Origin of the sequence: Cerasicoccus maritimus (assembly GCA_031296935.1) — a bacterium.
GTDB lineage: Bacteria > Verrucomicrobiota > Verrucomicrobiia > Opitutales > Cerasicoccaceae > Cerasicoccus > Cerasicoccus maritimus.
This window is the reverse complement of sequence record JAVDPD010000043.1, coordinates 1-24,148: the sequence shown is the minus strand read 5'-3', so window position 1 is coordinate 24,148 and position 24,148 is coordinate 1. Positions and strand designations below refer to the sequence as shown.

Annotated in this window: 25 protein-coding genes; 10 read left to right on the top strand and 15 right to left on the bottom strand. The window is 54.8% G+C overall.

Annotated features, from left to right (window positions below; all coding sequences use genetic code 11):
* Positions 1 to 422 precede the first annotated feature (422 nt).
* Positions 423 to 1,295, bottom strand: coding sequence for an LOG family protein (locus RBB62_RS19295; RefSeq protein WP_309400895.1), 873 nt, complete (start codon positions 1,293 to 1,295; stop codon positions 423 to 425).
* Positions 1,296 to 1,567: 272 nt separating this feature from the next.
* On the opposite strand from RBB62_RS19295, the gene mnmA reads away from it, so the two are divergent.
* Both mnmA and RBB62_RS19285 read left to right on the top strand, forming a co-directional pair.
* Entirely contained in the window at positions 1,568 to 2,656 is a 1,089-nt protein-coding gene (mnmA, locus tag RBB62_RS19290) for a tRNA 2-thiouridine(34) synthase MnmA (RefSeq protein ID WP_309400894.1), read from the top strand.
* Between the two features lie 102 nt (positions 2,657 to 2,758).
* Complete coding sequence (locus RBB62_RS19285) at positions 2,759 to 3,397, top strand: hypothetical protein (protein WP_309400893.1); 639 nt, start codon at positions 2,759 to 2,761, stop codon at positions 3,395 to 3,397.
* Between the two features lie 62 nt (positions 3,398 to 3,459).
* Here the strand turns inward: RBB62_RS19285 and RBB62_RS19280 are convergent, their stop codons facing one another.
* The 7 genes from RBB62_RS19280 to RBB62_RS19250 all read right to left on the bottom strand — a co-directional run bounded on the left by RBB62_RS19280 (position 3,460) and on the right by RBB62_RS19250 (position 10,836).
* Positions 3,460 to 4,053: a GNAT family N-acetyltransferase gene (locus tag RBB62_RS19280; protein WP_309400892.1), complete on the bottom strand. Its 594-nt coding sequence runs from the start codon at positions 4,051 to 4,053 to the stop codon at positions 3,460 to 3,462.
* Complete coding sequence (trpB, locus tag RBB62_RS19275) at positions 4,053 to 5,285, bottom strand: tryptophan synthase subunit beta (RefSeq protein ID WP_309400891.1); 1,233 nt, start codon at positions 5,283 to 5,285, stop codon at positions 4,053 to 4,055. Before trpB ends, RBB62_RS19280 begins: the two co-directional genes overlap by 1 nt.
* Positions 5,286 to 5,340: 55 nt before the next feature.
* Positions 5,341 to 6,777: a SpoIIE family protein phosphatase gene (locus tag RBB62_RS19270; protein WP_309400890.1), complete on the bottom strand. Its 1,437-nt coding sequence runs from the start codon at positions 6,775 to 6,777 to the stop codon at positions 5,341 to 5,343.
* Between the two features lie 462 nt (positions 6,778 to 7,239).
* Positions 7,240 to 8,127: a ParB/RepB/Spo0J family partition protein gene (locus RBB62_RS19265; RefSeq protein WP_309400889.1), complete on the bottom strand. Its 888-nt coding sequence runs from the start codon at positions 8,125 to 8,127 to the stop codon at positions 7,240 to 7,242.
* Positions 8,128 to 8,133: 6 nt separating this feature from the next.
* Positions 8,134 to 8,985 (bottom strand): ParB/RepB/Spo0J family partition protein, encoded by an 852-nt coding sequence (locus RBB62_RS19260; protein ID WP_309400888.1) that lies wholly within the window; start codon positions 8,983 to 8,985, stop codon positions 8,134 to 8,136.
* A gap of 199 nt (positions 8,986 to 9,184) precedes the next feature.
* Positions 9,185 to 10,000 carry an ABC transporter ATP-binding protein gene (locus RBB62_RS19255; RefSeq protein WP_309400887.1) on the bottom strand — a complete coding sequence of 272 codons (816 nt, stop codon included), beginning with the start codon at positions 9,998 to 10,000 and terminating at the stop codon, positions 9,185 to 9,187.
* Positions 10,001 to 10,005: 5 nt separating this feature from the next.
* Positions 10,006 to 10,836 carry an ABC transporter ATP-binding protein gene (locus RBB62_RS19250; RefSeq protein ID WP_309400886.1) on the bottom strand — a complete coding sequence of 277 codons (831 nt, stop codon included), beginning with the start codon at positions 10,834 to 10,836 and terminating at the stop codon, positions 10,006 to 10,008.
* 108 nt (positions 10,837 to 10,944) lie between these two features.
* Between RBB62_RS19250 and RBB62_RS19245 the strand changes: the two genes are divergently transcribed.
* From RBB62_RS19245 to RBB62_RS19235, 3 genes are all read left to right on the top strand, one after another.
* Complete coding sequence (locus tag RBB62_RS19245) at positions 10,945 to 11,634, top strand: hypothetical protein (protein WP_309400884.1); 690 nt, start codon at positions 10,945 to 10,947, stop codon at positions 11,632 to 11,634.
* Positions 11,635 to 11,706: 72 nt separating this feature from the next.
* The gene (locus RBB62_RS19240; RefSeq protein ID WP_309400883.1) at positions 11,707 to 12,696 is read left to right on the top strand and encodes a bile acid:sodium symporter; all 990 of its coding nucleotides are present in this window, start codon (positions 11,707 to 11,709) and stop codon (positions 12,694 to 12,696) included.
* Between the two features lie 75 nt (positions 12,697 to 12,771).
* A complete protein-coding gene (locus RBB62_RS19235) occupies positions 12,772 to 13,401 on the top strand; it encodes a superoxide dismutase (RefSeq protein ID WP_309400882.1) in 630 nt (209 codons plus the stop codon).
* A gap of 73 nt (positions 13,402 to 13,474) precedes the next feature.
* Here the strand turns inward: RBB62_RS19235 and RBB62_RS19230 are convergent, their stop codons facing one another.
* Positions 13,475 to 13,792, bottom strand: a complete 318-nt coding sequence (locus RBB62_RS19230) for a hypothetical protein (protein WP_309400880.1) — start codon at positions 13,790 to 13,792, stop codon at positions 13,475 to 13,477.
* A gap of 132 nt (positions 13,793 to 13,924) precedes the next feature.
* On the opposite strand from RBB62_RS19230, the gene RBB62_RS19225 reads away from it, so the two are divergent.
* The gene (locus RBB62_RS19225) at positions 13,925 to 15,559 is read left to right on the top strand and encodes a Na/Pi cotransporter family protein (protein ID WP_309400879.1); all 1,635 of its coding nucleotides are present in this window, start codon (positions 13,925 to 13,927) and stop codon (positions 15,557 to 15,559) included.
* On the opposite strand, the gene pspF is transcribed toward RBB62_RS19225, so the two are convergent.
* Complete coding sequence (pspF, locus tag RBB62_RS19220; protein ID WP_309400878.1) at positions 15,545 to 16,579, bottom strand: phage shock protein operon transcriptional activator; 1,035 nt, start codon at positions 16,577 to 16,579, stop codon at positions 15,545 to 15,547. The two genes, RBB62_RS19225 and pspF, sit on opposite strands and share 15 nt — an antisense overlap.
* Before the next feature lie 212 nt (positions 16,580 to 16,791).
* Here pspF and pspA point away from each other — a divergent pair, with 212 nt between their 5' ends.
* From pspA to pspC, 3 genes are read left to right on the top strand one after another with little or no spacing between them, the layout of a single operon-like run.
* Positions 16,792 to 17,460 carry a phage shock protein PspA gene (gene pspA / locus RBB62_RS19215; RefSeq protein ID WP_309400877.1) on the top strand — a complete coding sequence of 223 codons (669 nt, stop codon included), beginning with the start codon at positions 16,792 to 16,794 and terminating at the stop codon, positions 17,458 to 17,460.
* 39 nt (positions 17,461 to 17,499) lie between these two features.
* Positions 17,500 to 17,742, top strand: coding sequence for a hypothetical protein (locus RBB62_RS19210; protein ID WP_309400876.1), 243 nt, complete (start codon positions 17,500 to 17,502; stop codon positions 17,740 to 17,742).
* A complete protein-coding gene (gene pspC, locus RBB62_RS19205; RefSeq protein ID WP_309400875.1) occupies positions 17,739 to 18,122 on the top strand; it encodes an envelope stress response membrane protein PspC in 384 nt (127 codons plus the stop codon). Before RBB62_RS19210 ends, pspC begins: the two co-directional genes overlap by 4 nt.
* A gap of 142 nt (positions 18,123 to 18,264) precedes the next feature.
* Here pspC and RBB62_RS19200 read toward each other — a convergent pair whose 3' ends face one another.
* The 5 genes from RBB62_RS19200 to hpnH form a co-directional block, all read right to left on the bottom strand.
* Positions 18,265 to 18,891: an HD domain-containing protein gene (locus RBB62_RS19200; RefSeq protein ID WP_309400874.1), complete on the bottom strand. Its 627-nt coding sequence runs from the start codon at positions 18,889 to 18,891 to the stop codon at positions 18,265 to 18,267.
* Positions 18,875 to 19,861 (bottom strand): adenosine kinase, encoded by a 987-nt coding sequence (locus RBB62_RS19195; RefSeq protein ID WP_309400873.1) that lies wholly within the window; start codon positions 19,859 to 19,861, stop codon positions 18,875 to 18,877. Before RBB62_RS19195 ends, RBB62_RS19200 begins: the two co-directional genes overlap by 17 nt.
* A gap of 67 nt (positions 19,862 to 19,928) precedes the next feature.
* Positions 19,929 to 20,504, bottom strand: coding sequence for an NUDIX hydrolase (locus RBB62_RS19190; protein WP_309400872.1), 576 nt, complete (start codon positions 20,502 to 20,504; stop codon positions 19,929 to 19,931).
* 55 nt (positions 20,505 to 20,559) lie between these two features.
* A complete protein-coding gene (locus RBB62_RS19185) occupies positions 20,560 to 21,177 on the bottom strand; it encodes a hypothetical protein (RefSeq protein WP_309400871.1) in 618 nt (205 codons plus the stop codon).
* A gap of 320 nt (positions 21,178 to 21,497) precedes the next feature.
* On the bottom strand, positions 21,498 to 22,703 hold the full coding sequence (gene hpnH, locus RBB62_RS19180; RefSeq protein WP_309400870.1) for an adenosyl-hopene transferase HpnH: 1,206 nt from the start codon (positions 22,701 to 22,703) through the stop codon (positions 21,498 to 21,500).
* 355 nt (positions 22,704 to 23,058) lie between these two features.
* On the opposite strand from hpnH, the gene RBB62_RS19175 reads away from it, so the two are divergent.
* Positions 23,059 to 23,856 (top strand): hypothetical protein, encoded by a 798-nt coding sequence (locus RBB62_RS19175; protein WP_309400869.1) that lies wholly within the window; start codon positions 23,059 to 23,061, stop codon positions 23,854 to 23,856.
* Positions 23,857 to 24,148 lie beyond the last annotated feature (292 nt).

Genomic DNA, 24,148 nt, shown 5'->3' with positions numbered 1-24,148 from the left:
AACGCTTAGCGTGGACCGACTCAATCTAACCAAGCAAACACATGGCCAGCGAGGACGCTGGCCGCTACCTCGTAGTCGTTGAATGGCAATTGAGAAGCGACACGCAGTCCAATTAAGTGATCAATAAAACACTAGACTAACACCCACTACGCGCCAACCAAAAAAGTGCACGTCTGAGCATTTTATTAGTGAGTGGCTCTCACTATTAACTCGCACTGGGCATCAACGACTTACACGCCCAAAAATCAATCAACCCCGCCAGAGAAAACAGCGATAAGCCATACGTTCATCCCATTTTGCGAACGAGCTGACACACCGCGAACCACGCAACGAGTCTCTCAAGACCTTGCCTCAATCACACATTCTGCCCCAGTCCCTGCCTTGCCAATGGGCAAATCTCCCAGCCCCAGCCGGAGGCTGGCTTAGATGCCGGGAAGATGTGGGTCGTGGATATCTTTGTTCAAATAGTGCGTGGTGAGCTCTTCAATGATCCAGTCGCGGGCCTCATCGACATCGTCCATGATTCGGAAAAGATTGAGGTCTTCTTCACTAATCATCCCCCATTCCAGAAAGGCGGGGAAATTTAGAATGTCGTTCCAAAAATCAGAACCAAGCAGGACAACAGGCACACGCTTCATGATTTTTTGCGTCTGAATCAGCGTCATCAGCTCGAAAAGTTCGTCCATCGTACCGAAGCCACCGGGCGTTGCGACCATCGCCTTGGCCAGGTAAACGAACCAGTATTTGCGGATCATGAAGTAGTGAAACTCAAACTGGAGATCATGCGGAATGTAAGGATTGAGCTCCTGTTCGAAGGGCAGGGAAATGCCGAGGCCGATTGACGGCATATCTGCCTGATAGGCACCATGATTAGCGGCCTCCATCATGCCGCCACCCCCACCGGTGCAGATGTAAAAGCGCCTCTTGGGATCAGGAATTTGCTTAGACCATTCAGCAAGTTGACGCGCGAGCTCTTTGGCGGTGTCGTGGAATTTGGCGGCGCGCATTTGACGCTGCGCCACGCGGAGACGTTGCGCGAGCGCGGCGTCACCCGGCTTGCCAGCGGCTGCTTCCTTTTCCGCGGTCTCCAGGTGCTCTTTGGCGGCCACGGAGTTAGGCGTGCGCGCGGACCCGAAAAAGGCGATGGTGTTGTAGATGCCCATTTCGCGCAGCCGCTTTTTCGGTTCGGCAAGTTCGCACAGCATACGAATGGGGCGCGCCTGGGAGCTATTGAGGAAATCGAGGTTTTTGTAGGCCTTCGTCGGCCAGTCATTCTTGGAATTATATTGCGTCATATCGTTAGGTTAAGCGCCGTGAATTGGGTCATTCGGTTCGGGGCAGAGTTCCCATTCTTCGGCGGTGGTCGTTAGAATCCATCTGTCGCACGAGCCTTGGGGCGGCTCCGCAGCGAGAGCAAGCGCTGGGCATTGCGATGACAATGGCCACCGTTGCGCTGCTCGCATCAAACGCAGACAGGAAGATTAGTATGGGCTCATTTGACTAGCATTTGCAATACCAGAAGCTGGCTTGCTTCAACGCGAATCATTGCGCTAAATGAGCCGTTTACATGCCTGAACATCCGAAAATCCTGGTCGCCCTGTCGGGCGGCGTCGACAGCGCCGTCGCGGCGTTGCTCCTGAAGCAGCGCGGGTTTGACGTGTCCGCGGCCTACATGCGCACCTGGATGAACGAGGAAGGCAGCGACATCCTGGCCGACTGCCCCTGGGAAGAAGACATCAAGCAGGCCAAGGCCGTGGCCGCGCATTTGGGCATCGACTTCGAGGTCGTCAACCTGATCCAGGACTACCGCGACCGCGTCGTGCAATACCTTGTCGAAGGCTACCGACGCGGCATCACACCAAACCCGGACATCATGTGCAACCGCGAGATGAAGTTTGGCGTGTTTAGGGATTATGCGCTCCAAAACGGCTTCGGCGCCGTCGCTACCGGGCACTACTGCCGGCGCCGAGAGAACGAAGACGGCTCCTGCTCCCTTCTCACTGGGCTCGATCCGAACAAGGATCAGAGCTACTTCCTGGCCCTCGTCCAGCAGGAGCAGCTACAGGCCGCGCGTTTCCCGATTGGCGAGCTGCTGAAGCCACGTGTGCGGGAAATTGCCCTCGAAAACGACCTGCCCAACGCCAAGCGCAAGGACAGCCAAGGCATTTGCTTCCTCGGCAAAGTGAACATCAACGACTTTTTGCGCATGTATATACCGGACCGCCCGGGCGAGATCGTGCGCGCGGGCACTGGCGAGGTCCTCGGCGAGCACAAAGGACTGCACCACTTTACCCTCGGCCAGCGCCAGGGCATCGGCGTCCCCAGCAACACCGACAACGAACACTTCGTGGTTGTCAGCAAGGATTTTGACGCCAACCGCCTGGTCATCGCCTTTGACCACCCAGACAGCCCCGGCCTCTGGGGGCAAACGTTCGGCCTTGAGCGCCTCAGCTGGATAAATAGATCAGAAAGGGCAGCCTGCGCGATCCAAGCCCGGGGTCGTTACCGCGACCCACTCATGGACATTCATTTCCACCCCTTAGGGAAAGGACGGGCAACCATTGAATTCAACGAACCCCAGCGGGCTCTGGCCATTGGGCAGGTCTGCGCGCTATACCGAAATGAAGAGCTTTTAGGGGGCGGGATATATTCTTAGTCTTTACATGCTATTTTTTGTCGCTTTCACTGGAGTAGAACTTTACATTAACGTCTCAATTCACGCGTGTCGCAGCAGTCGACCTAATACTTATTCTCCCCAATGACTCTAAAAGAACTTCAGCAGTGGATGCTCAACCACGACGAGGAAGACTCGTGGTGGGTAGCCGTAGACGGCGAAGTTCAAGACAATCTAGCGTCTCTCCCGGATGTAAGCAAGGTGAAGGAGCAATACCCCGCTTCGCAAATTTCCGTACTCCACATCAGCAATGCAGACGATGAGGACGCCGAATGGATTATTTTTGAACGAGATCCGTCAGAATTTAAATTAGCCAAGGACAAAAAAGGCGGGAGCCTGAAGGTCCCCCATACGCCGACCAGTATCCCCGAGGTCGTTGAAGAGGAAGAAGAATACGAAGAAGAAGAGGAGCCAGAAATCCTCGAGCCACGCACCTCTGGCGGAATCGCCACTTCGGAAGAATTCATCGCGTTGCAGGAAGAAGTCGAAACCCTCAAACAAGAAGTCGCTTCGCTCAAATCCCTCGCCGAGGAGCTCAAGCAACCGATCATGGAGGCGCACCAAGTTTTGGAAGAGCGTGAGAAGTTCCTGGAAATCAGCGAAAACTCCCTCTTCGACAAGGCGCAGAAGCAGGAAGTCCTGCAAACCGAGCTCGAACAACTCCGAGAAGAGCTACACGAGCGCGAACGCGCGCTGAATCACCGCGAAAAGGCGGCTCGCTAACCAATCTCGCCCGGAGGAAACATATTTTCGGGCGACACCTAGGCTGATCGTCGGGCGAAAGTTTAGTCCAAGTCCCGCGTCCAGAACACCATCGGATGCGCGGAGTCTTCCGCCTGATCCACGTCGCGCCACTCAAAGGTCGTCGCGATTTCCGGGCGCTTCACGTAGCCGCGCTTGCCCCAAAACACATCGTGTGGACGATAGTTTGCAGGCCGAAGTGGATGATCTACTGGCCGCTCCACCGCACAGAACGTGGTCAAATCAAAGCGCCCCAGCGAGCGCGCATAGGCCTCGCGTTCGTCGAAAAAACGGTGCCCAATCCCCTGCCCCCGGTAGCCCGGCAACAGGACAGACTCACCGAAGTAAAACACCTTGCCGATGTCGAAACCATGCGCGGTAAAAGGCTTCGTGAACTGCTCGACCTCGTATTCCATCGGCAGGCCCGTGGACGCGCCCACAACGTCCGCGCCATCGAACGCCAGCACGAACAGGCACTCCGGGCACTCCAGATAACGGTGCAAATACTGCTGCTCGTATTCCATCGCCCCCTCGTAGAGGTAGGGAAACTCGCGGAACACGGTAATGCGCAGGCGGGCCAAAGCTTCGCCGTATTCGGGCGCATCCGGCCCGACGACCGCCTTGACCTCAAGCGCCATTATTCGACACCGAGGATTTTGCGGACCTGCATCACGTCCTTGTCGCCACGGCCAGAGAGGTTGACGACCAGGATCTGATCCTTGCTCATCTGGGGCGCGCGCTTCAGGGCGTAAGCCAGCGCGTGAGTCGACTCCAGCGCCGGAATGATGCCCTCTTCTCGGCTCAGAACCTGGAAAGCTTCCATCACTTCGTCGTCCGTCGCATAGGCGTAGCTGATGCGGCCACGGTCGTGGTAAAACGCGTGCTCGGGGCCAATCGCGGCGTAGTCCAAGCCCGCGGACACGGAGTGCGTCAGCTCGATCTGGCCGTCCGGATCCTGCAAAATAAAAGTCTTCGAGCCCTGCAAGACACCCACCTTACCGCCTTCGAAGCGCGCGGCGTGCTGCCCCTGCTCGATGCCACGGCCGCCGGCTTCCACGCCGACCAGCTTCACGTCGGTGTCTTCCAAGAAGTCGAAAAACAGGCCAATGCAGTTCGAACCGCCACCCACGCAGGCGACCATTTCGTCCGGCAGACGGCCTTCAGCTTCCATGATCTGGCGCTTGGCTTCTTCGCCAATGACCTTGTGGAAGTCTCTCACCATCATCGGGTAAGGGTGCGAACCCAGCGCGGATCCGAGGATGTAATGCGTGTCGCGGCAGTTGGTCACCCAGTCGCGCATGGCTTCGTTGACCGCGTCTTTGAGCGTCTTTTGGCCGGCCTCAACGCCGATCACCTTGGCGCCCATCAGGCGCATGCGGAACACGTTCAGCGCTTGGCGCTCCATGTCGACCGCCCCCATATAAACCACGCATTCGAAGCCGAACTTCGCGCAGACAGCGGCCGTCGCCACACCATGCTGGCCAGCGCCGGTTTCCGCGATGATGCGCTTTTTGCCCATGCGCTTGGCGAGAATCGCCTGCCCGATGCAGTTGTTGACCTTGTGTGCGCCGGTGTGGAGGCCGTCTTCGCGCTTCAGGTAAATCTTCGCGCCGCCGCAGTGCTCCGTGAGGCGCTCAGCAAAGTAGAGCTCCGTCGGGCGCCCGGCATACTGCTTGAGCATGTAGAGCAGCTCTTCGTTGAACTTCGGATCGGCCTTGGCCTCCTCGTAAGCCTGAGTCAGCTCATAGAGCGGCGTCATCAGGGTCTCGGGCACATACATGCCGCCATAAATGCCGAAATGGCCCGATTCGTCGGGCAAAGAATATCGGTCTATGGGCGTCGCGGTTTCCGGGGAGGTCGTGGAAGACATCCCACCAAGCAAGCCTTCCGAAGCGCGATTCGCAACAAGAAAACTCTGCCCTCTTTTACGTGTGCTTGACGGCGATCAGCGTCAAATCGTCCATGAACATGCTGCCGCCCGTGAAACGCTCGACGGTGGACACGATGCCCTGATTGAGCTGCTTGGCACTGCGGTCGCGCAGGGAAATGACCACCTCTTCCAGGCGATTGCCGGAGAACTCCGCGCCATCTCGATTGCAGGCCTCGGTGACGCCATCCGTGTAGAAAACCGCGGTATCGCCCTTCGTAAAGGGCACCGTCTTGTCTTCCATGATCATGTCGAAAATCTCGCTCGGCACCATACCGATCGCCATGCCTTCCGAGCCAACCATCTCCGCTTGCGCATGGCCATTCTCCGCCTGGCCATGAACCAGCAGAAGCAACTCGTGCCCAGCACGCGCCATCGTCAGCGTCTGCTCCTTCACGTCGACCACCGCCAGGATCACCGTGATAAACATATCCTGCCGCATCTCGTGCGTCATTTCGCGGTTCATCAGGCGGAGAATTTCCGCCGGTGAGTCGTATTGCTTGGCAAAGTGGCGCAGGTTCGTCTGGCAAATCGCCATGAGCAGCGAGGCCGGAACGCCCTTGCCGGAAACGTCCGCAATCGCAAAAGCCACGCGGTTTTCGTCGATCTTAAAGACGTCGTAAAGGTCACCGCCGATCTTCTGCGCCGGGCGGTAAAACGCATCGATATCCAGGTTCGGAATATCCGGATAAACGCTCGGCAGGATCATGCCCTGGATGCTGCTCGCCATCGCGATATCGAAATCCAGCTTCTGCTTTTCCATCTGCACCTGCATCAGATCGGAATTGTGGATCGCGAGGCCCGCTTGCTCGGCCAAGGACTCAATCAGCGAGAAATCCGTTTCATTAAAGGCCAGGCCATCTGCCGGATTCGCCACAGCCAGGACGCCCAGCACCTCATTACGGAACAAAATCGGTGCCACCACCAGCGAACGCACCTGCAGCGAGGCGTCGCCGTGCTGCACCACGCGCGGGTCGTGAGTCGCGTCTTCAATTAGGATTGCCTTGCCCGACTTTGCCACTGAACCGATCACGCCCTCGCCAATGTCAAAGACTTCCGAGCGCAAAATGCCCTCAATGAACTTTGCGCGCGTGGATAATTTCTCCCGCGAGCTCTCGGGCAGCGGACGCTGCGGCGGAAATAGCCCCTCGACCGCCACGCCATGCAATTTGTCCTGCTTGCGCTCAAACACACAGGCGCTCAAAGCCCCGGTGCTGAGAATCGCTGCGTGCACAATGCGCTGGAAGAGCTCGCTGCGGTTCACGCCGTCGCCGATGGCTTCGACGAGGTTGTGCATGAACTCTACGACGATCTGCTTCTCCTGCTGGAGCAGTTGAATATCCTCCTCCAGCTTAGCGCGCTGCCGACGAACACTCAGGCGGTAAAATAAAAAACCGCCAAGACCGCCAAACAACAAGCCGAGGAAAAAATACATATCACGAAAAGTAGTATGATTTATAGCCCGAAGCAATCTTCTGCTGAAAACAATTTAACAACGCCAGATCCCCGCCAAAGCAGAAGGCAAATCTGGCGACATCGCTCCCGACAAGGCAAAGATCGGCAAATCCATCTACGCGAACGTATAAAAACGAAACTGGCCCGACCTACGCAGTCCCGCGTTGCCTCGCAGTTCCTGGCTGATTGCAAACTGGCCACGCCAAGGGCAAAGGCAATCTCTTGCTGGGCATGCGCTGCTTGTCGTATGCGATGAATTATCTGACGGTCCTCAGCGCGGAGCCGACGGCAACTAGGTTTTGCCATCTTTGTTGGTGGTAAAACGCGATGCTTGAAACACGAAACACACGACGCACTTCCATTCCTTAGATATTGATATTATCCATTTAAATTTGCGCATTACAACTGATCGAATTGCATAAACGTATATTATGATGTTCGTTTAACTACCCAAAGAATCCATCGCAGAAATACGGTCCAATTCAGGAAGTATGTCAGGATAGTTCTTTTCCAGAAACCGCCTGATTCGATCCTTAACAAGCAACTTTTTTAAATATCCCTTAATTACCGTTGTCTTGTAAACATTATCCGAATGAGCTTGCTCCATTTGCTCAAAATCCGTCTGCAATAACTCCAGTTCCTTTTCAGTCTTAGCAATAATTTCCGGCGTTATTCTGGAGTTCGTTTTCATCCTTTGACCATTCACCATAAACTCTTTCTTGGTTCCCACGACAAGTGCTTTGGCGTATGTTATGGTGAAGTTATTCATTGCGCACATATTCTCTGCGATTTCAATTTGCCTGATTGGTTTAACCCGACACAGTAGCCTGAGTGCGCTGGAACAAATGGGTCTGTCCTTTAGGATTTCCACCACTTCAGGATTAATGCCATCGAGCATTTTGATGTCTCCAATCACTTGCTTTACGCTCATGCCCAATGCTGCTGCGATGCGTTCTGGATCAACACCATCTTTAACAGCTTTTTTCAGCATACGATTCTGTTGGATAGGATTGATGTGATTTACCTGAGCATCGAATGTGTATCGCTCATCATCCATTGAGATGATGCAAAGCGCGCGATCCTCACCTAATTCACGAAGCGCATATAGCCTAAGGTGCCCGTCAAGCAGCTTATACTTCTGGGGATCACCGGCAATAGGACAAACGACCATAGGCTGAATAATTCCAACTTCCTTGATGGAGGAGAGAATAGCATCGTATGTTTTTAAGCGCTCTTTGTATTTCCTGATTGGACGAACTTCAATCAGCGATTCCAAAGGTAATAACACTGGTTGTAGATCAAATGCTGTCCTAATGCTTTTATTAGCCATTACGTGCTATTTTTTGAATAGTTCTTGCAGTGGTTGAGGCATGGTCTCCAGATTTTCTGCGCGCAGCAAATTATGGAAGTTTTCGTCCTTACATAAGCGACGAAAGGCTTCACCAATGAAAAGTAATCGATTCTCGCAGGCGCGCACTTTTTGGTTCATCCGCTTTTGCTTCTCCACTTGACCTTGATAGCAGGCGATTAGCGCATCTTTATCGGTTGGTTTTTTGCGGCTTTTGGCTTTGCGTTGTTCTTGCTTACCTAAATGCTCGCGCCGATCAATCATGCGCTTAACTTCAAGCAGGATCTTGCCTGAGATTTCTTTTCTTTCGTAAGCTTGCATAAGCATCTCCTGGGCAGCGTCACTGTCAGAAGCCTTTGCGATTGCCAGAGCTATATTTATGGAAAGCTTTTCGTTCATGACAGCGCGCAGCAAACGCTCTTCGCCGTTTTTGTGAAGCTGATTGATCCCGCTAACGAATGTAGTTGAGCAATCAATTTTTCGACTTATCTCAGTAACACTATAACCTTCGTCAAGTAGGCGAATTACTTCATTGCTGAGTTCGTAACGCCGAACGCTACGCCGCGCCAGATTTTCAATCAAGCTCATGAGTAACCGGCCATCCTTGGGAATGTCGATCACGCGTGCAGGAATCTCTTTTTGTTCCTCAGCAATGTATATTTGCAACCGGCCTTGTCCGCAAACGAGATCGTAGCACAATGGCTTATTTGGTTTGCGAGGTTGAGGACTAACGACAATAGGAATTTTCAGGCCGAGGTTCTGCACGCTCTGAGTTATACTTTCGTATCTTTTGGCCTCGCGTGAGCGTTCGTTAAGAATGTGGATTCGGTCGGTGGACACCCTAAGCTTGCAACAGCTTTGATATTTCTAATTTGTTCTTCGGTAATTTTATAGGACATAGCGTCCCATTCGCCTCAAAACCGCCAACAATTCAATGCATTCGACATTCGAATAGAAATAACATGAAGTTGCCGGTAGATTTGCGTGAGTGGGTTCCGTTAAACGAGGACCGACTCCACTACCTCAAGGTGCATTCCAACTATAAAGTCGGCGCCGCAGCCAAGAGCTTCTGCGTGTAGGGATCTTTCGCGTTGGCGTAGATCTCCTCTGCACTGGCCTGCTCTACAATCTTGCCGCGATTCATGACCAGCACGTAGTCGCTGATGTGCTCCACGACCGCCAAGTCGTGCGCAATGAATAAGTAGGTCAGCCCCAGCTCCTCCTGGAGGTCTTGCAAAAGGTTCACAATCTGCGCCTGCACGGAAACATCCAGCGCGCTGACCGGCTCGTCACACAAAATCAACTCCGGCTCCACCGCCAAAGCCCGGGCGATGCCGATACGTTGACGCTGCCCGCCGGAGAATTCATGCGGATAACGCCCGCGGCTGTCAGCGGGCAAATTCACCTTATCGAGCAGGTCGATCACGCGCGCGCCCTTCTTCGCCTTATCCCATTCGGGAAAATGGATATCGAGCGGCTCACTGATGATCTGCTCGATTGTCATGCGCGGATTCAGCGAGTTAAAGGGGTCCTGGAAGATCATTTGGATCTTCTTGCGGAACGGAAAGAACTGGCCTCGAGTCATGCCTCCAACTTCTTTACCCTGATAAAAAATCTGCCCGCCAGTAATCGGCGCGAGCTTAATGATGCTGCGCCCGATGGTTGTTTTGCCACTGCCGGATTCACCCACGAGGCCCACGGTCGTCCCCTTCTTCACTAGGAAGGAAACATCGTCCACCGCGCGAACGTAGTCTACCACGCGCCGCATCAGCCCGCCATGAATCGGGTAATAAACCTTGAGGTTCTTAACTTCGAGGAGCGGCGCTTCGAGCGGTGGTGGTTGGTCGTCAGGCATGGAAATTAAACAAGCGAGGCGTGGTCGATCGTGGTCAGTCGGCGTTGCTTGGTGCCGGGTCGCGGGATACAGGCGATCAGCGCCTTGGTGTATGGATGCTGCGGATTCTCGAGCACTTTTTCGGTCGGCCCATGCTCAACGACTTCACCACGGAACATCACCTGCACTTGATCGGCAAAGCCTTTAATGATGCCAAAGTTATGCGTAATGAGGATGATCGACATGTCCGTCTTCTCACGCAGCTCCTTGAGCAGATCGATAATCTGCGCCTGGATGGTCACATCGAGCGCGGTCGTAGGCTCGTCTGCCACGAGGATCTTTGGTTCGCAGGCCAAAGCCATCGCGATCATCACGCGCTGCTGCATGCCGCCAGACATTTCATGCGGGTAGGCCTTGTAGCGCTTCTCAGCGTCGCGGATGCCCACCTTGCGCAGGGAGTCGATCACGCGGCCCGTGATGTCTTTTTCCTCCGGCACGTGAAGCTTAATCGCTTCAGCAATTTGATAGCCTACCGTGAAGACCGGGTTGAGCGATGTCGACGGCTCCTGAAAGATGTAGGCAATTTCTTTACCCCGTATGGAGCGCAGGTCGCGCTTGGGCATCATTAGAACGTCTTGGCCACGTAACAGGATCTCGCCGGAAATTTGGCATGTTGGCGGGTCGGGCAGCAAACGCGTCAACGACATTGCCGTGACTGATTTGCCACTGCCGCTTTCGCCAACGACGGCCAGCGTTTGCCCATCTTCGAGCGAAAAGTTAATGCCTTTCACGGCCTCCGTCACGCGGTCACGGCCATGAAAACTAATCTTGAGATCTTTTACGTCGAGAAGCGGCATGATAAATGGTGAGGATGCAAACCCGCATCTTGCCAACGAACTTGTCGAAAAATGACTTTGATGCAAGCGGGATTGCGAAAAGTGATTTAAATGTGCAGCTTCTCGCCAATGAGCAAGACTAAGCCAATCAAGTGGGGCGCCGCAATCCGCGAAGGCATCCAAGCCGCCAAGGCGAATTTGCTACCGGGTTCGATCCTCATCATTTGCGGCGTAATTCTGGTCGTGAGCTATTATCAAGTCGCCCCCATACGCAACCTGTTGGAATGGGTGGGCAACTGGCAACTGCGGCTGGGCATGTTTTTCGCGATTCCTTCCACGGCTTTCTTTGGCGGAGTCGCACCGTTGATTTTTCGCCGGATCTTTCTTCGCGAAGGCAGCACCGGCAAAGACTATCTTTTCCAAGTCATATTCTGGGGCATCATGGGGCTGGAGGTCCACCTTCTCTACAAGATGCAGGCCTTGGCGTTTGGCAACGAGGTTAACTTGCAAACCTTGCTGCCTAAAGCCTTTATCGACCAGTTTGTCTACGTGCCCATCATCGCCATCCCCAGCATGCTGCTGGGCTACCTCTGGAAGCAATGTAACTACAGCCTCGCCGAAACGAAGGCCGCCCTGCGCCGCCAGAATTATTGGGAGCGCAGCATCCCGCTAATGATCTCTAACTGGGGCGTATGGGTGCCAGCAGTTTTCATCATCTATAGCTTTCCATTGCCGCTCCAACTACCACTGCAAAACCTAATCCTCACAATCTGGGTCATGCTCGTCATCCTGCTCACCCGCGACAAGACGGCGGATTAAGCATATTTCGAAGCACAATTGTGAATATGATTTTTCAAGTGACTCACCAGCCCGCATCGGAAAACTAGACGCATGGTTCGCTTCGTGATGTCCAACCAGTTTATCGTCGGCGTGTTTGTTGCAGCGCTGCTTGCCGGGCTTTACCCGGAAGGCGCAGCCGAGGACAGTTGGCTCTTCCCGCAATACGCAACGAAAGTGGGCGTTTTCATCATCTTTCTGTTGCAGGGCATGATTCTGCCGACAGAAGAGCTCAGTCGCGGTCTCTCGCAATGGAAGGTGCATGTCTTCACCCAGTGCTACATTTTTATCGTCATGCCAATCATCGCATGGCTCGTCACCATGCCGCTAACCGGCATAGTGGGCCCAGCGTTAAGCTTTGGCTGGCTCTACCTGGGCATCATCCCTTGCACCATTTCCACGTCGGTCGTTTACACCACGAAGTCCGGCGGCTCAATGATCGTTTCGCTATTCAACACATCGGTAGCAAACGTAATCGGCATCTTCATCGTCCCAGCGTTCTACATCTGGTATACGGGCACAAACGATGGTGGCACCAATGTTCCTCTCGGCGAAATGCTGTTCAAGATCTTCCTGCTGCTCTTGCTCCCGCTGATGCTTGGCCAAGGCATCCGCCCGTTCGCCCACCGTTTCATTGACCGCTACAAGCACATCCCCAGCAAAGTCTGCCCCTACATTATCTACAGCATCATCTATTTCTCGTTCGCCAAAGCCGTGCTCAACCGCTTCTGGGAAAAACAACCACCGCTCGCCCTCGCGGTCGCGGCGCTGGGCATTGTGCTAATTGCAGTGGTTGGCTGGAGCCTCTGTGCGCTACTGCTGAAGGCCATGCCATTTAAGCGAGAGGACAAAATTGCGGCCTTCTATTGCTCCACCCAGAAGACCGTGGCCGCTGGCGTACCCATGGCCCAGAGCCTCATGATTTACAGTGAGTGGGACGCTGGCATGGTGCTCCTCCCGCTGCTCCTGTACTGCCTGTTCCAATTCAGCGTGGGCGGGGTAATCGTGGGAAAACTTGCCGCAAAAAATGCGCCACAACATTGACGTCTTCGACGGATGCCTCCACGTTTAAATTTCCACTCTTACTCAAAAACCACGTAAAACTAAAAAAGACATCACATGGCTTACGAACTGCCAACTCTTCCTTACGCCTACGACGCGCTCGAGCCGCACTTCGACGCGCAGACAATGGAAATCCACTACAGCAAGCATCACAATGCTTACGTGTCCAAGCTCAACGCAGCTCTTGAAGGCAGCGGCTTTGACGCTCCTGCGTGCCCGGCTGAGCTTTGCATGAAGCTCTCCGAAGTGCCGGAAGGCATTCGTGGCGCAGTCCGCAACAACGGTGGCGGCCACGCCAACCACTCCCTTTTCTGGGCCGTCATCAGCCCCAACGGCGGCGGCGAGCCGACCGGCGCTCTGGCTGAAGCCATCACCGCCGCCTTCGGCTCCTTCGACGAGTTCAAGGCCAAGTTCTCCGACGCTGCGGCGACCCGCTTCGGCTCCGGCTGGGCATGGCTGTGCGTCAAGGATGGCAAGCTCTGCGTGGGCTCCACTCCCAACCAGGACAACCCATACATGGGCGAAGAGTTCGGCTGCTGCGGCAGCACCCCGATCCTCGGCCTCGACGTTTGGGAACACGCTTACTACCTGAAGTACCAGAACAAGCGCCCAGACTACATCTCCGCCTTCTGGAATGTCGTCAACTGGGACAAGGTCAGCGAATACTACGCCAAGGCAACCGCCTAAGCGCAGCCCGCGACAACCAATCAATTTCAGCCCCGGTCAGCAATGGCCGGGGCTTTTTTGTGGCGCCTGAAAGTTATCCGCTAATCACGACATCACGCGTCAAATACACGCCACTAAGCAGCGAGGTCTTAACGAACGCACTGTGCAAACTCTCTTTGCGGTCAGTGTATTGGATCAGATAAATACGGGCATTGCGTTCACCAAACCAACCCGGACCAAATGGCGACCAACTAATGCGTTGAAGCTCGCCGCCAAGGCGCGCAATATATTTGGCAACCCTTCGGCGATCCCAACGATCAGCAATTAGACGGGAGATCAAAGCCAGGACCAAGACGCCACCAGCTAAAACAAGCGGATTAACTTCAGCATAGGCTAACATAAAATCTCTCATACAGGCATTTTAGCATTAGCGAATGTTTGTCGCCGATTATAAAGGGAGGTTTTGTTTAGAATGTCAGCGGTAGCGAATATTTGGAACTAGCCAAGACACGCGCAGACTCATAAGTTATTCACTCATAAGCTCATGCCTCCCGAAAGCGCCAGCTTGCCGGTGGGGGAAATTATCATTGGTCTGCTGAGCGGACTGGGATTTTTCCTCTTCGGTCTCGATCAAATGACGCAGGCCCTCAAAGCCGTTGCGGGGGATAAACTGCGCACCATGCTCGCCAAGCTAACCGTCAACCGCTGGGCGGGCGCATTGACTGGAGCGGGCGTGACTGCCGCGGTCAACAGCTCGTCAATCACCACGGTGCTACTGGTTGGCTTCATTTCGGCAGGTGTGATGTCTCTGGAGCAAGCGATCCCGGTCATCATGGGCGCGAACATCGGGTCGACGGTCACGGCGCAGATCATCGCGTTCAACGTCACTCAGTGGGGCGTCGCAATCGCCGCTGGCGGCTTCTTTCTGGTCTTCCTGTTTCGCAAAAAGACGGCGGGTGTCGTCGGCGGGATGATTCTCGGGCTCGGCTTGATCTTTTTCGGCATGGATTTAATGAGCAAGGGTGCCTACCCGATGCGCGACTACCCGCCCTTCATCGAGCTAATGGAAAGCATGCGCGCGCCGATGCTGGGCATCCTCGCTGGCGCGCTTTTCACCGCACTCGTGCAAAGCTCAGCCGCAACAACTGGCATCGTAATCGTCCTCGCCGCGCAAGGAATCATCACGCTGGAGGCTGGCATCGCAATCTGCTTTGGCGCGAACATCGGCACCTGTGTGACCGCCATGCTCGCCACCATTGGCAAGCCGCGCGAGGCCGTTCAAGCCGCCGTTGTGCACCTGCTGTTTAACTTCGCCGGCGTGCTGGTTTTCGTGTGGTTTATCCCACAGCTCGCGGATTTCGTGCGCGCCGTGGCGCCGGGCGACACCCCACGCGAAATCGCCAATGCCCACACCTTTTTCAACATCGCCAACACCCTGCTCTTCATTGGCTTCGTGGGTCCCTTTGCCGTGATCGTCCGCAAGCTGGTGCCAATTAAAAAATCCGACGAGACCGACATCGCCACGCCAAACCATATCGATCCCGTCTATCTCTCTTCGCCGGACGCTGCACTCGAGCAAACGCGCCTCGAAATCGCCGACCTCGCCCAACACGCCATTGCCCAAGTCGACACCGCATCACGCGCGTTTCTCGAAGACGCCCCCGCCGATCTGGCAAAGCTCACCAAACAGGAAGATCAGATCACCGAACTGCATCACTCTATAGTGGACTACCTTTCAAGCCTCGCGGTTTGCGATTTGCGCACGCCACAATCCACCCAGCTCAACCATTTGGCGACGATCGTGAATTACTGGGAGTCCATCGCCGACCTTGGCGGCAACTCGCTACGTGAGCTTGCCAAGCGCCGCCGCGACTCCCAAACGCCTGTTAGTGAACAACGACGCGAAGAGCTTGGCCAGATGCAGTCGAAAACTTCGGCCCTACTCTGCAAAATCCGCGAATCGCTCGTGACCGGCGACCAGCAGCCCGCGCAGGACGCCATTGACGCACAACCAGAAATTCGCCAAGTGCTCAAGACTGCGCGCGAGCAGCTCCAACTCTCGTTGGCTAGTCGTGAAAAAAGTCGCCTCGGCATTTACCTGCTCGAAAACGACTTTGTCGAAATTCAAAAGCAGCTCTATTCGCTAACCAAGCGCATCGCCCGCCTACAGCTGGATTAGCGCCTCGTGCTTTTTCATCAGTCGGCGCAACTGGTGATAGCCAATGCCCAGCAGCTCCGCTGCCCTGCCCTGATGCCCCTGCGTCCGCCGGAGCGCCTCGGCGACATGCCGCGCTTCCATTGCGGAAACGGCAGCCGTGAGTGACTCATCGAAGGAAATGGCCTCTGCAGTAGCCTCGCTTGGTGAGGCTGCAACCGGACGCGTATTGCTAAAAATCGGCGTTCCATCCGTACTCGCCAAGCGGCTCGCCCACGGGGTCTCAAAGGGGTTGAAATCCACCTCGCCCACTTCGTCATCATCCGAATCCAGTCGGTAAACCGCACGCTCCACGACGTTTTTCAACTCACGAATATTGCCGGGCCAATCGTAGTTTTCCAGAGCTCGCCGCGCCGCGCTCGAGAAGTCCGGCGGATAGCGATCCAGCTCCGCCGCCATGCGCGCTGCAAAGTGCCGCGTCAACAAGTCCACATCGCCACGACGCACCCTCAGGGGGGGGAGCGCCAGGACTTCGAACGCCAGTCGGTCCAGCAAGTCAGGCAGGAATTTCCCCTCCTGCGCCAAGGCTGGCAAGTCTGCATTGGTCGCCGCGACGAGGCGCACATCCACATGAACGGGCTCGCTGCCGCCCACGCGCTCGAAGACTCCGTATTCCACCACGCGCAGGATTTTGCGCTGCACTTCAAGCGGTGCCTGCCCGAGCTCATCCAGGAAAAATGTGCCACCGTCAGCTGCCTCAAAGCGTCCTTCCCGCCGCCGCGCCGCGCCGGTAAAAGCGCCTTGCTCGTGGCCAAAAAGTTCACTTTCCAACACGCCCGGACTCAGCGCCGCACAGTTTAGAGAGATCAGCGGCCCATCCCAACGCTTCGACAAGAAGTGCAGACGACGCGCGGCCAATTCCTTACCCGTTCCGCGCTCGCCCACCAGCAACACCGGGCGCTCAACCGGCGCTGCGCGACTCAGCTGTGCCTGAAATTCCAGAAAGGCGTCCGACTCGCCCAGCGGCTCTTCGAGCTCATACATTTACGCTATATATTTATCGATTTTCGCTATTTATCAAACTTATTCGCGAAATTAAACAACCCTCATGACAGGCGCAAAAGAACCATTATTCCATTAATAATCAGAGAGATACAGAACCCACAGAAGCGTTGGCATGCTTCGTTCTATAATATCGGCATCAACACACTGAAATCCACACAACAAGCTTACACAACTTCAACACACTAAATACTATGGGCATTTTCTCCCGATTCCGCGACATCGTCAGCTCGAACCTCAACGCCATGCTCGACAAGGCTGAGGATCCCGAAAAGCTGCTCAAGCAGGTCATCCGTGAAATGGAAGACACGCTGGTCGAACTCAAAGCATCGTGCGCTGGCTGCATGGCCGAACGCGCCAAAGTGGACCGCGCTCGCGCTGAGGCCGAGCAAAAGGTAGCAGACTGGGCCACCAAGGCCGAGCTTGCCATCTCCAAGGGCCGCGAAGATCTGGCCCGCGAAGCGCTCCTCGAAAAACGCGCCTACAGCGAACGCGTCGAAAAGCTCGTCGCTGAAGCCGAGTCCCACGTCGGCGTGGTTGGGCAATACCAAAGCGACATCGCCGAACTCGAGGCCAAGCTGGATCAAGCTCGCGACAAGCAACGCGTCCTCTTGCAACGCCACGAGCACGCCACCAACAAAAAGCGCGCACAGACCGACATCCGCAAATTCAACGTCAAGAACACCACGGCGAAGTTCGAGCAGTTTGAAACCCGTATCGACCGCCTGGAAGCCGAGGCCGACCTCGTAAACCCGAAGTCCAAGCCCTCGCTCGAAGATGAATTTGCCCGCCTCGCACAGGACGACGAAATCGAAGCCGAGCTCGCTGGACTGAAGGAAAAAATCAGCGCCGCCAAGAAGTAATCCCCTCGCAAGCTGTCACGAACCCACTAACCTTAAGCCATGCCTTATAACGCCATTCTGATTTTTATAATCATCGGCATCCCGGTGCTTTGCGGCACCGTGATCGCCATCACGGCGATCGTCAAAGGCAGCAATGCGCGGAACTCCAAAAACCTCTCTGCCGAAGAAACGAAAATTCTTCAGGAAATCCACCAAGGTTTGGAGCGAATGGAAAAGCGCATCGAAGCCCTTGAAACGATCGTCATCGACAAAGAAAAACAACGCGAACCCACCAATCCATGAGACAGACACCGCCTTCGCTCCCCCTTTATCGCTCACGCAACGGATGGCTACTCGGCGTCTGCCAAGGCTTCGCCGACTGGCGCAACTTGCCGGTCTTCTGGATTCGGCTCGCGGTCGCCATCATCGCCATCCTCTCCGGCTTCTGGCTCGGTATTGCGCTCTATGTAATCGTCGGCTTATTGATGAAACCAGCACCAGTGATGCAGCCCAGCAACGAAGAAGAGCAGGAGTTTTACTCCACCATTTCCAACTCCCGTCAACAAGCACTGCGCCGACTAAAACGCACCTTCGACGAACTCGACCGGCGCACCCGCCGTCTCGAGCACGCCGTAACCAGCTCTGAGTTCGATTGGGAGCGTCGACTCAACTCCGGAAAATAAATATTGAAAAACGATCGTTTGAAGTGATAGGCAATAAAACGATAGATTGTACTGTCGTTTGCCAATCAAAACCATTTTTCCGGGGGCCAAGCGCCCTTTAGCCAACAGCAGCCCGAAGCGAACCGCTTCGGGCTGTTCGTATTTATATACCCAAAGCCGCGAGCTCTCGTGATAAATTATGACGCGCGGACTGCTCAAATTCAGCCCTGAACTCAGCCGTTTGAAAAATTCGTTCGCGTTGCAAAAAACACTCCAGCACCGCAGAGCGGCCAGCGACATATTTACTCGGAGTAACCCAAGCATACTCCCGGCGCACCTTGGCAGCATAATCATTGTATGCCTCCGGAGAAGCGCCCAGCATCGCTAAGTCAATATCGGCCATCAGCGCACTATCCCCAGTCAACGACTCAGCATTGTGCTCCGTCGCCAGGATGAGCTGCTCCACCGATTGAGCTATTTGCGGGCAAGTCGACATCAATAAACTCCGTGCAAAGAGAGCGCATTGCCGCTCATTATCCTTCGCGCGGGTCTCATAGATGATGTCGTGCAGCCAAATTGCGAATTCCAGGGACAAGGCGTCAGTCGCCAAAGCCCGATGCTCATCCAAAAGCTCAAGACAGTGCTCAATGTGATCCAGATTATGATAGGCGCGGGCAGGCTCACCATAGGCAGTCACCATTCGCGACCACTCCAACGCCTCCCAGTCACCGAGCTCAGGCCGGGCGCATAACCGCGCCCAGCGCAACTCCAGCTCAGGCAAGCTCGCCACGAATGACCTCCCAGCGATCGGCTGGAATCGCGCCACCCATCACCTGGACAACTTCAGCACCGAGAATAGACCCATAGCGCCCACAGGTCGGCAAATCCTTGCCCGTGAGCCAGCCATAGAGGAATCCGGCAGCCCAGAGGTCACCCGCGCCGGTGGTGTCAATAGCGTTGTCCACCACGAGCGGTTCGATGCGGTGCAATTGCGAACCCTGCTGGACGAGTGAGCCGTTCTTACCGAGCTTGACCGCGGCAATGTCGCACAGGCTGGCGAGCTCTGCGGCCATGCCCATGTAGTCCTCGCCCATGTCAGTAAACGCGCCGGCCTCGTCTTCATTGGCAAAAACGATATCCACCGAGTCACGAAGGATATCAGCCAAAATATCCTTGGCCGCGCCGACGACTTCGAATGACGCCAAGTCGAGGCTGACCGTGCAGCCAGCAAGTCGCGCACACTCCAGCACTCGGTAGAGGAGGTCCCGATTGAAGAGCAGGTATCCCTCAATGTGGGCGTGCTGAACGCCAACAAAATCCTCAGGCGCTACCTCGTCGGGACACAGCGTCATTGCGGCACCGAGGTCGGTGCGCATGGTGCGCTGTGAGTCTGGAGTAACCATCGACAGACAGTGTCCGTTTGGGGCATCCCCTACTTTAAACCGCTCAATATTACCGCCAATCGCTTGAAAGCTATCGCGGTAGAAGTCAGCAGTTTCATTGTTACCAAGTTTCCCCAGGAAAGTCGTGGGCAGGCCAAGATTGGCCACACCGACAGCAGTATTGCCAGCCGAGCCACCCGGCGCTTGCACGAGTGAAGCGTTCATCTGGCTAATGATGTCGGCAATGGCATCGGCTGAAACAAGCTCCATACCACCTTTGGCACCAGGCACATGTGCCGCAAGAAAAGCGTCGTCCACGTTTGCGAGAGTGTCCACAACCGGCGAGCCTACGCCGATGAGCTTAAAGGGTTTTTCCATGAGCCGAAGGTTTCACAAGGTCTAACTCATATGCAAAATTATTCCGCACTCTGCGGCGAGAAATCACCTATTTGCCGGGAGTCGCCTTTCCGGCAAGGTATTGCTCCAGCCAGAATAACGCATTGAGCGCCATAGAGTGCGTGATTTCGTGTTTCAACATCAGCTCGCGCGTTTCTTCGAGCGAATAGACCGCAACCTGCATTTCCTCGTTTGGATCAAGGTCCTGCTCATGGTGGAGCTCGCAGTTTTCCACCAAAACGAAGTGCGCTCGATTGTTCTGCAAGGCGGGGTTCGGATAACACCAGCCAAGGTATTTGGGCGCGTCACCAATGTAGCCGGTCTCCTCAGTCATTTCACGCGGGCCTGCGATCATGGGGTCATTTTCATGCGGATCAATGACCCCGCCTGGCATTTCCCAACCGGCTTGCCTGACACCAAAGCGAAACTGCCGCACCATCACGATTTTTCCTTCTTTGGTCAGCGGAAGCACAAGCACCCAGTCCGGGCATTTCATGGTGTAGAAGTCGTCCTCACGAGCATCGCCAGGATGGCGAAAACGCTCCTTGAGCACTTCATAGACTTTACAATCAGCATGGTGCGTGGCGCGGACAAGATCCCAATCTTTGGGCGGCAAATGACTCATACTGGGATGGCTAAAGCACCTGCCGCCCCATAGCAAGCACGCGACAGCAAAATCCTCAGTAAATGCTTTGGTCATACCTGCTCCACAGGTAATCCACATCCTTCAGGAAGGCCTCCGGGCTTTTATTCGACAATCCACGACTTCCGTAGCTACGCGACTCACGCATGATTGAAATACAGGCGCTGGAACTGTGATGCACATGCGCTCCGACCAGTTCCTCCACCTCAACATTCTTCTCCCGAACGAGTACGATTAACACCTTGTCTTGGTATTTAGCCTGAAACTTCGGATCGGTCACAAACTTAGCCACAAGCTGATCAAAGCCAGCCTCTGTTTCCTGATTACGGTAAAAGACCAGCATCGGAATGTTCTCATCCACACTCTTCTCAAAGGCTTCATTGAAATCCTTCGGCAGATCCTTCATGACCTTCTCCAAGTGCTCCTGATTAATCAGATTGGCAATATAGGCATTGTCACCTGCCGACAACGACTTGAGCGGCAACTTGAATTGACGCTTGTCCGCGGTGCGCTCAATCAAAGCCGTTTCGTCGTCATATTGCAGCAGGATGCCCTCAAAGCTTCGCCCCTGAGTATCCGTCCAAGTGCGGGAAGCCGCTGAAAGACAGAGCGGAAAGGCTAATAGGCAAATCAGGAGAGAAAATATTGATTTCATAGACACGGCGAAACAGGAACTGATACGAAGATAAGCACCGAACAGCCGTTAGCCAGAATAAAAAGCACAACCCAACAACCTCAATCACAACACCTTCCGGACACACAACAAAAGAGACGCATCTTATAACGCGACTACCCGAAAATGACTATGCCCTTAGACGGCTTCTAAACAGCCTGATCGAGACGGCCTGATGTATTCAAGAGGCAGAATTTCGGCACCGGAATCGAGGCGAAGCCAGTTTCGTCGAGATGAAGAAATGATATTTAGTCCTCGAAGACGCACTCCGTCGAAGACCACTTGAGTTTTTCGACGCCCTCTTAGGAACGGGTGATCGGCTCTTCGCCTGCCTTCACCTCTTCCTGACCACGGGATGCAGCCATCGCTTCCATCAACTCGTCGCGTCCAGATTTTTCACCCTCAGAGCTGTTGGATGCGCAAGAGTGCGCGCCGTGGTAAGCCGGCTGATTGGCGAGGATCTCTTCCTCTTCAGCCGTCAGGACCGCTGGGCGACCAAAGCTTTTCGTAGCCTTAAGAAAACGCACCAAACCAGCAGGCGAGAAAGTATCGTTCACGGCGGTTGCTTCGTGACCACAGTGGACCATGCAGTTGAGGCAACGCTCATCCGTGCCCTTACCAGCGCGGCCATACTTTTCCCACTCGGTGGTATCAATGAGCTCCTTAAAAGTCTTCACGTAACCGTCAGCGAGGAGATAGCAAGGCTTCTGCCAGCCAAAGACGTTGTAAGTCGGGTTGCCCCAAGGCGTGCACTCGTAATTGATGTCGCCACGGAGGAAGGCCAGGAAGCTGGCAGAGTGATTGAAGCGCCACCCCTTCTTTGAGTCACCGAGGATTTTCTTAAAGAGAGCCTTCGTGATGTTACGACCAAGGAAGATGTCTTGCTTAGGGGCCTTTTCATAGGCGTAACCCGGGGAGAGCATCATGCCTTCAACGCCAACTTCCATCATTTCGTCGAAGAACTGACGCACGCGCTCAGGATTCGCCGTATTGAAGAGCGTGGTGTTAGTCGTCACGCGGAAGCCCATATCGACTGCCTTGCGGATGGCCGACAGCGCGATCTCATAAGTGCCGTCGCGGCAAACGGAGGCGTCATGCTCTTCCTTAAGGCCGTCCATGTGCACGGAGAAGGAAAGTTGCTTATTGGGCTTAAACTTCTTTAACGCGCGCTCGAGCAGCAGCGCATTGGTGCAGAAATAGATGTATTTACCCTGCTTGATCAGGCCCTCGACGATTTCTTGAATCTCAGGGTGGATCAGCGGCTCGCCACCAGCGATAGACACCATAGGCGCGCCACACTCTTCAGCAGCGGCCAATGCCTTCTCCGCAGATACGCGCTTCTTCAGGATGTGGTCTGGAAATTGGATCTTACCGCAGCCCTCGCAAGCAAGATTACAGCGAAAGAGCGGTTCCAGCATCATCACGAGCGGGTAGTGTTTACGGCCCGCAAGCTTCTGCTTGAGAACATAGGTTGCAACGGTAGCGGCTTGTGAAACTGGAACTGGCATAAGCTTTAAGGGCGGGATGCAATAGACGAAATCACCATCTGTCAAGCTAAGGCCGCGCCAAGCTGATCAAGGCTATAAGTCAATTTCCTACGACCATCCGGGCCCAAAGGACTGCCTGAGACCCTCTAGATTTCACCTAACAATTTGAGCGGGGAAAAGTAGCTTAAGGTCAGAGCACACGACAGCGAACGTGGCCACTGATCTATGCAAAATTACTATCATCAACACCTTGGAAGTTAGACGCCCGAGGCATTATCATCGAATATAATCTTGCAAATAGGACATAAACCCTATTGTTAAAAACCTGTCATTCGCTAGAATACACCCCAAAGCTTAATTCCCAATACCCCTTCGCATGACCAGACTACTCAACGCAGCGGGCGCCTTGATTGGCGGACTCCTTCTTACGCAGACCGCACTAGCCAACGATTGGCTGAACGTCGACGATTTTGAAAACCATCAGGAAGGGCAGCGCGTTGACGCCATACGCAACTGGACCAAACTCAGCAATTTCGCACCTGGAACAGTCGTTAAAGATGGTGAGAACCGTGTCGCCCAGATAGGTCCTGGAGAAGCAATTTGCACCCGAGTCGGCAGCAGCAAGCTAACCATCCCCGAGGGAGCAACCGGCATCATTTACCTACGGTTCCGCACGCTCACTGATTCCCGTTACTGGGGCGGCGTATTTGGCCTCTCCGGTCGCAAGCCCACCAACGAGAGCGATCTAAATGTCGGTTGGAGCCTCGGCACCCCGGACAAGTCGCGTCCCAACGCCACATTCACCGTCCTGAGTCATGGTAAAAAAGACATCCTCGTCAATTATCGTGGCCGCATGAATAAGGCATACGAAGACCTAGGGCCGGAAATTAAGCCCGGCGTTTGGTATGACCTGTGGGTGACCATTGACAACTCCCGCGACGAGATACGCACCTTCATCCAGGGAGGCGACTTCGTCAAACGCACCGAGCTGAGCCATTTCCGCAACGCCGACCAAAAGACCTTTCAATTCCAAACCGCCAGCGCCTCGGACCTGTCTCATTTTGTCATCATGAACCCTACCGAAGGCACGAATTACAACCCGCGCACAATTCAAGTCGACAACATCAACTTCATTGTTGAATCGGCCCCCTCCGCTGTCGCCGCCGGGCATTGAGGAGTCGCTTGCGCGAGACGCTGAGAACAGAGCATTTTTTTCGGCTCGGTCAATTTTTTGGCCGAGCCTTTTTGTTGCAGTGGCAAATAGCCCATCCCCGACATGGAGTGCGCCAGCCCTCTGGCACTTTAACGCGATTAAGCAGCGTGACGTGAGTCATAGCGCCAGAGGACTGGCGCACTCCGTATCGCGATTCCATGCCCGCTCAGGGGGCCGGGGGGGGGCTAAACCCGCCTAAAGTAAATATCAAAGAACACTGCCCTACCCGCCCGCTCGCCGGGAACGAGGCGCA

What these genes read in the sequence shown, in the direction of transcription:
- pspC (WP_309400875.1), top strand. Translation starts at nt 17,739, where the DNA reads ATGAGACAGACACCGCCTTCGCTCCCCCTTTATCGCTCACGCAACGGA.
- mnmA (WP_309400894.1), top strand. Translation starts at nt 1,568, where the DNA reads ATGCCTGAACATCCGAAAATCCTGGTCGCCCTGTCGGGCGGCGTCGAC.
- RBB62_RS19210 (WP_309400876.1), top strand. Translation starts at nt 17,500, where the DNA reads ATGCCTTATAACGCCATTCTGATTTTTATAATCATCGGCATCCCGGTG.
- pspF (WP_309400878.1), bottom strand. Translation starts at nt 16,579, where the DNA reads ATGTATGAGCTCGAAGAGCCGCTGGGCGAGTCGGACGCCTTTCTGGAA.
- RBB62_RS19295 (WP_309400895.1), bottom strand. Translation starts at nt 1,295, where the DNA reads ATGACGCAATATAATTCCAAGAATGACTGGCCGACGAAGGCCTACAAA.
- RBB62_RS19195 (WP_309400873.1), bottom strand. Translation starts at nt 19,861, where the DNA reads ATGGAAAAACCCTTTAAGCTCATCGGCGTAGGCTCGCCGGTTGTGGAC.
- RBB62_RS19285 (WP_309400893.1), top strand. Translation starts at nt 2,759, where the DNA reads ATGACTCTAAAAGAACTTCAGCAGTGGATGCTCAACCACGACGAGGAA.
- RBB62_RS19190 (WP_309400872.1), bottom strand. Translation starts at nt 20,504, where the DNA reads ATGAGTCATTTGCCGCCCAAAGATTGGGATCTTGTCCGCGCCACGCAC.
- RBB62_RS19225 (WP_309400879.1), top strand. Translation starts at nt 13,925, where the DNA reads ATGCCTCCCGAAAGCGCCAGCTTGCCGGTGGGGGAAATTATCATTGGT.
- RBB62_RS19185 (WP_309400871.1), bottom strand. Translation starts at nt 21,177, where the DNA reads ATGAAATCAATATTTTCTCTCCTGATTTGCCTATTAGCCTTTCCGCTC.
- RBB62_RS19250 (WP_309400886.1), bottom strand. Translation starts at nt 10,836, where the DNA reads ATGCCGCTTCTCGACGTAAAAGATCTCAAGATTAGTTTTCATGGCCGT.
- RBB62_RS19270 (WP_309400890.1), bottom strand. Translation starts at nt 6,777, where the DNA reads ATGTATTTTTTCCTCGGCTTGTTGTTTGGCGGTCTTGGCGGTTTTTTA.
- RBB62_RS19175 (WP_309400869.1), top strand. Translation starts at nt 23,059, where the DNA reads ATGACCAGACTACTCAACGCAGCGGGCGCCTTGATTGGCGGACTCCTT.
- hpnH (WP_309400870.1), bottom strand. Translation starts at nt 22,703, where the DNA reads ATGCCAGTTCCAGTTTCACAAGCCGCTACCGTTGCAACCTATGTTCTC.
- RBB62_RS19255 (WP_309400887.1), bottom strand. Translation starts at nt 10,000, where the DNA reads ATGCCTGACGACCAACCACCACCGCTCGAAGCGCCGCTCCTCGAAGTT.
- RBB62_RS19265 (WP_309400889.1), bottom strand. Translation starts at nt 8,127, where the DNA reads ATGGCTAATAAAAGCATTAGGACAGCATTTGATCTACAACCAGTGTTA.
- RBB62_RS19280 (WP_309400892.1), bottom strand. Translation starts at nt 4,053, where the DNA reads ATGGCGCTTGAGGTCAAGGCGGTCGTCGGGCCGGATGCGCCCGAATAC.
- RBB62_RS19230 (WP_309400880.1), bottom strand. Translation starts at nt 13,792, where the DNA reads ATGAGAGATTTTATGTTAGCCTATGCTGAAGTTAATCCGCTTGTTTTA.
- pspA (WP_309400877.1), top strand. Translation starts at nt 16,792, where the DNA reads ATGGGCATTTTCTCCCGATTCCGCGACATCGTCAGCTCGAACCTCAAC.
- RBB62_RS19245 (WP_309400884.1), top strand. Translation starts at nt 10,945, where the DNA reads ATGAGCAAGACTAAGCCAATCAAGTGGGGCGCCGCAATCCGCGAAGGC.
- RBB62_RS19235 (WP_309400882.1), top strand. Translation starts at nt 12,772, where the DNA reads ATGGCTTACGAACTGCCAACTCTTCCTTACGCCTACGACGCGCTCGAG.
- RBB62_RS19240 (WP_309400883.1), top strand. Translation starts at nt 11,707, where the DNA reads ATGGTTCGCTTCGTGATGTCCAACCAGTTTATCGTCGGCGTGTTTGTT.
- trpB (WP_309400891.1), bottom strand. Translation starts at nt 5,285, where the DNA reads ATGTCTTCCACGACCTCCCCGGAAACCGCGACGCCCATAGACCGATAT.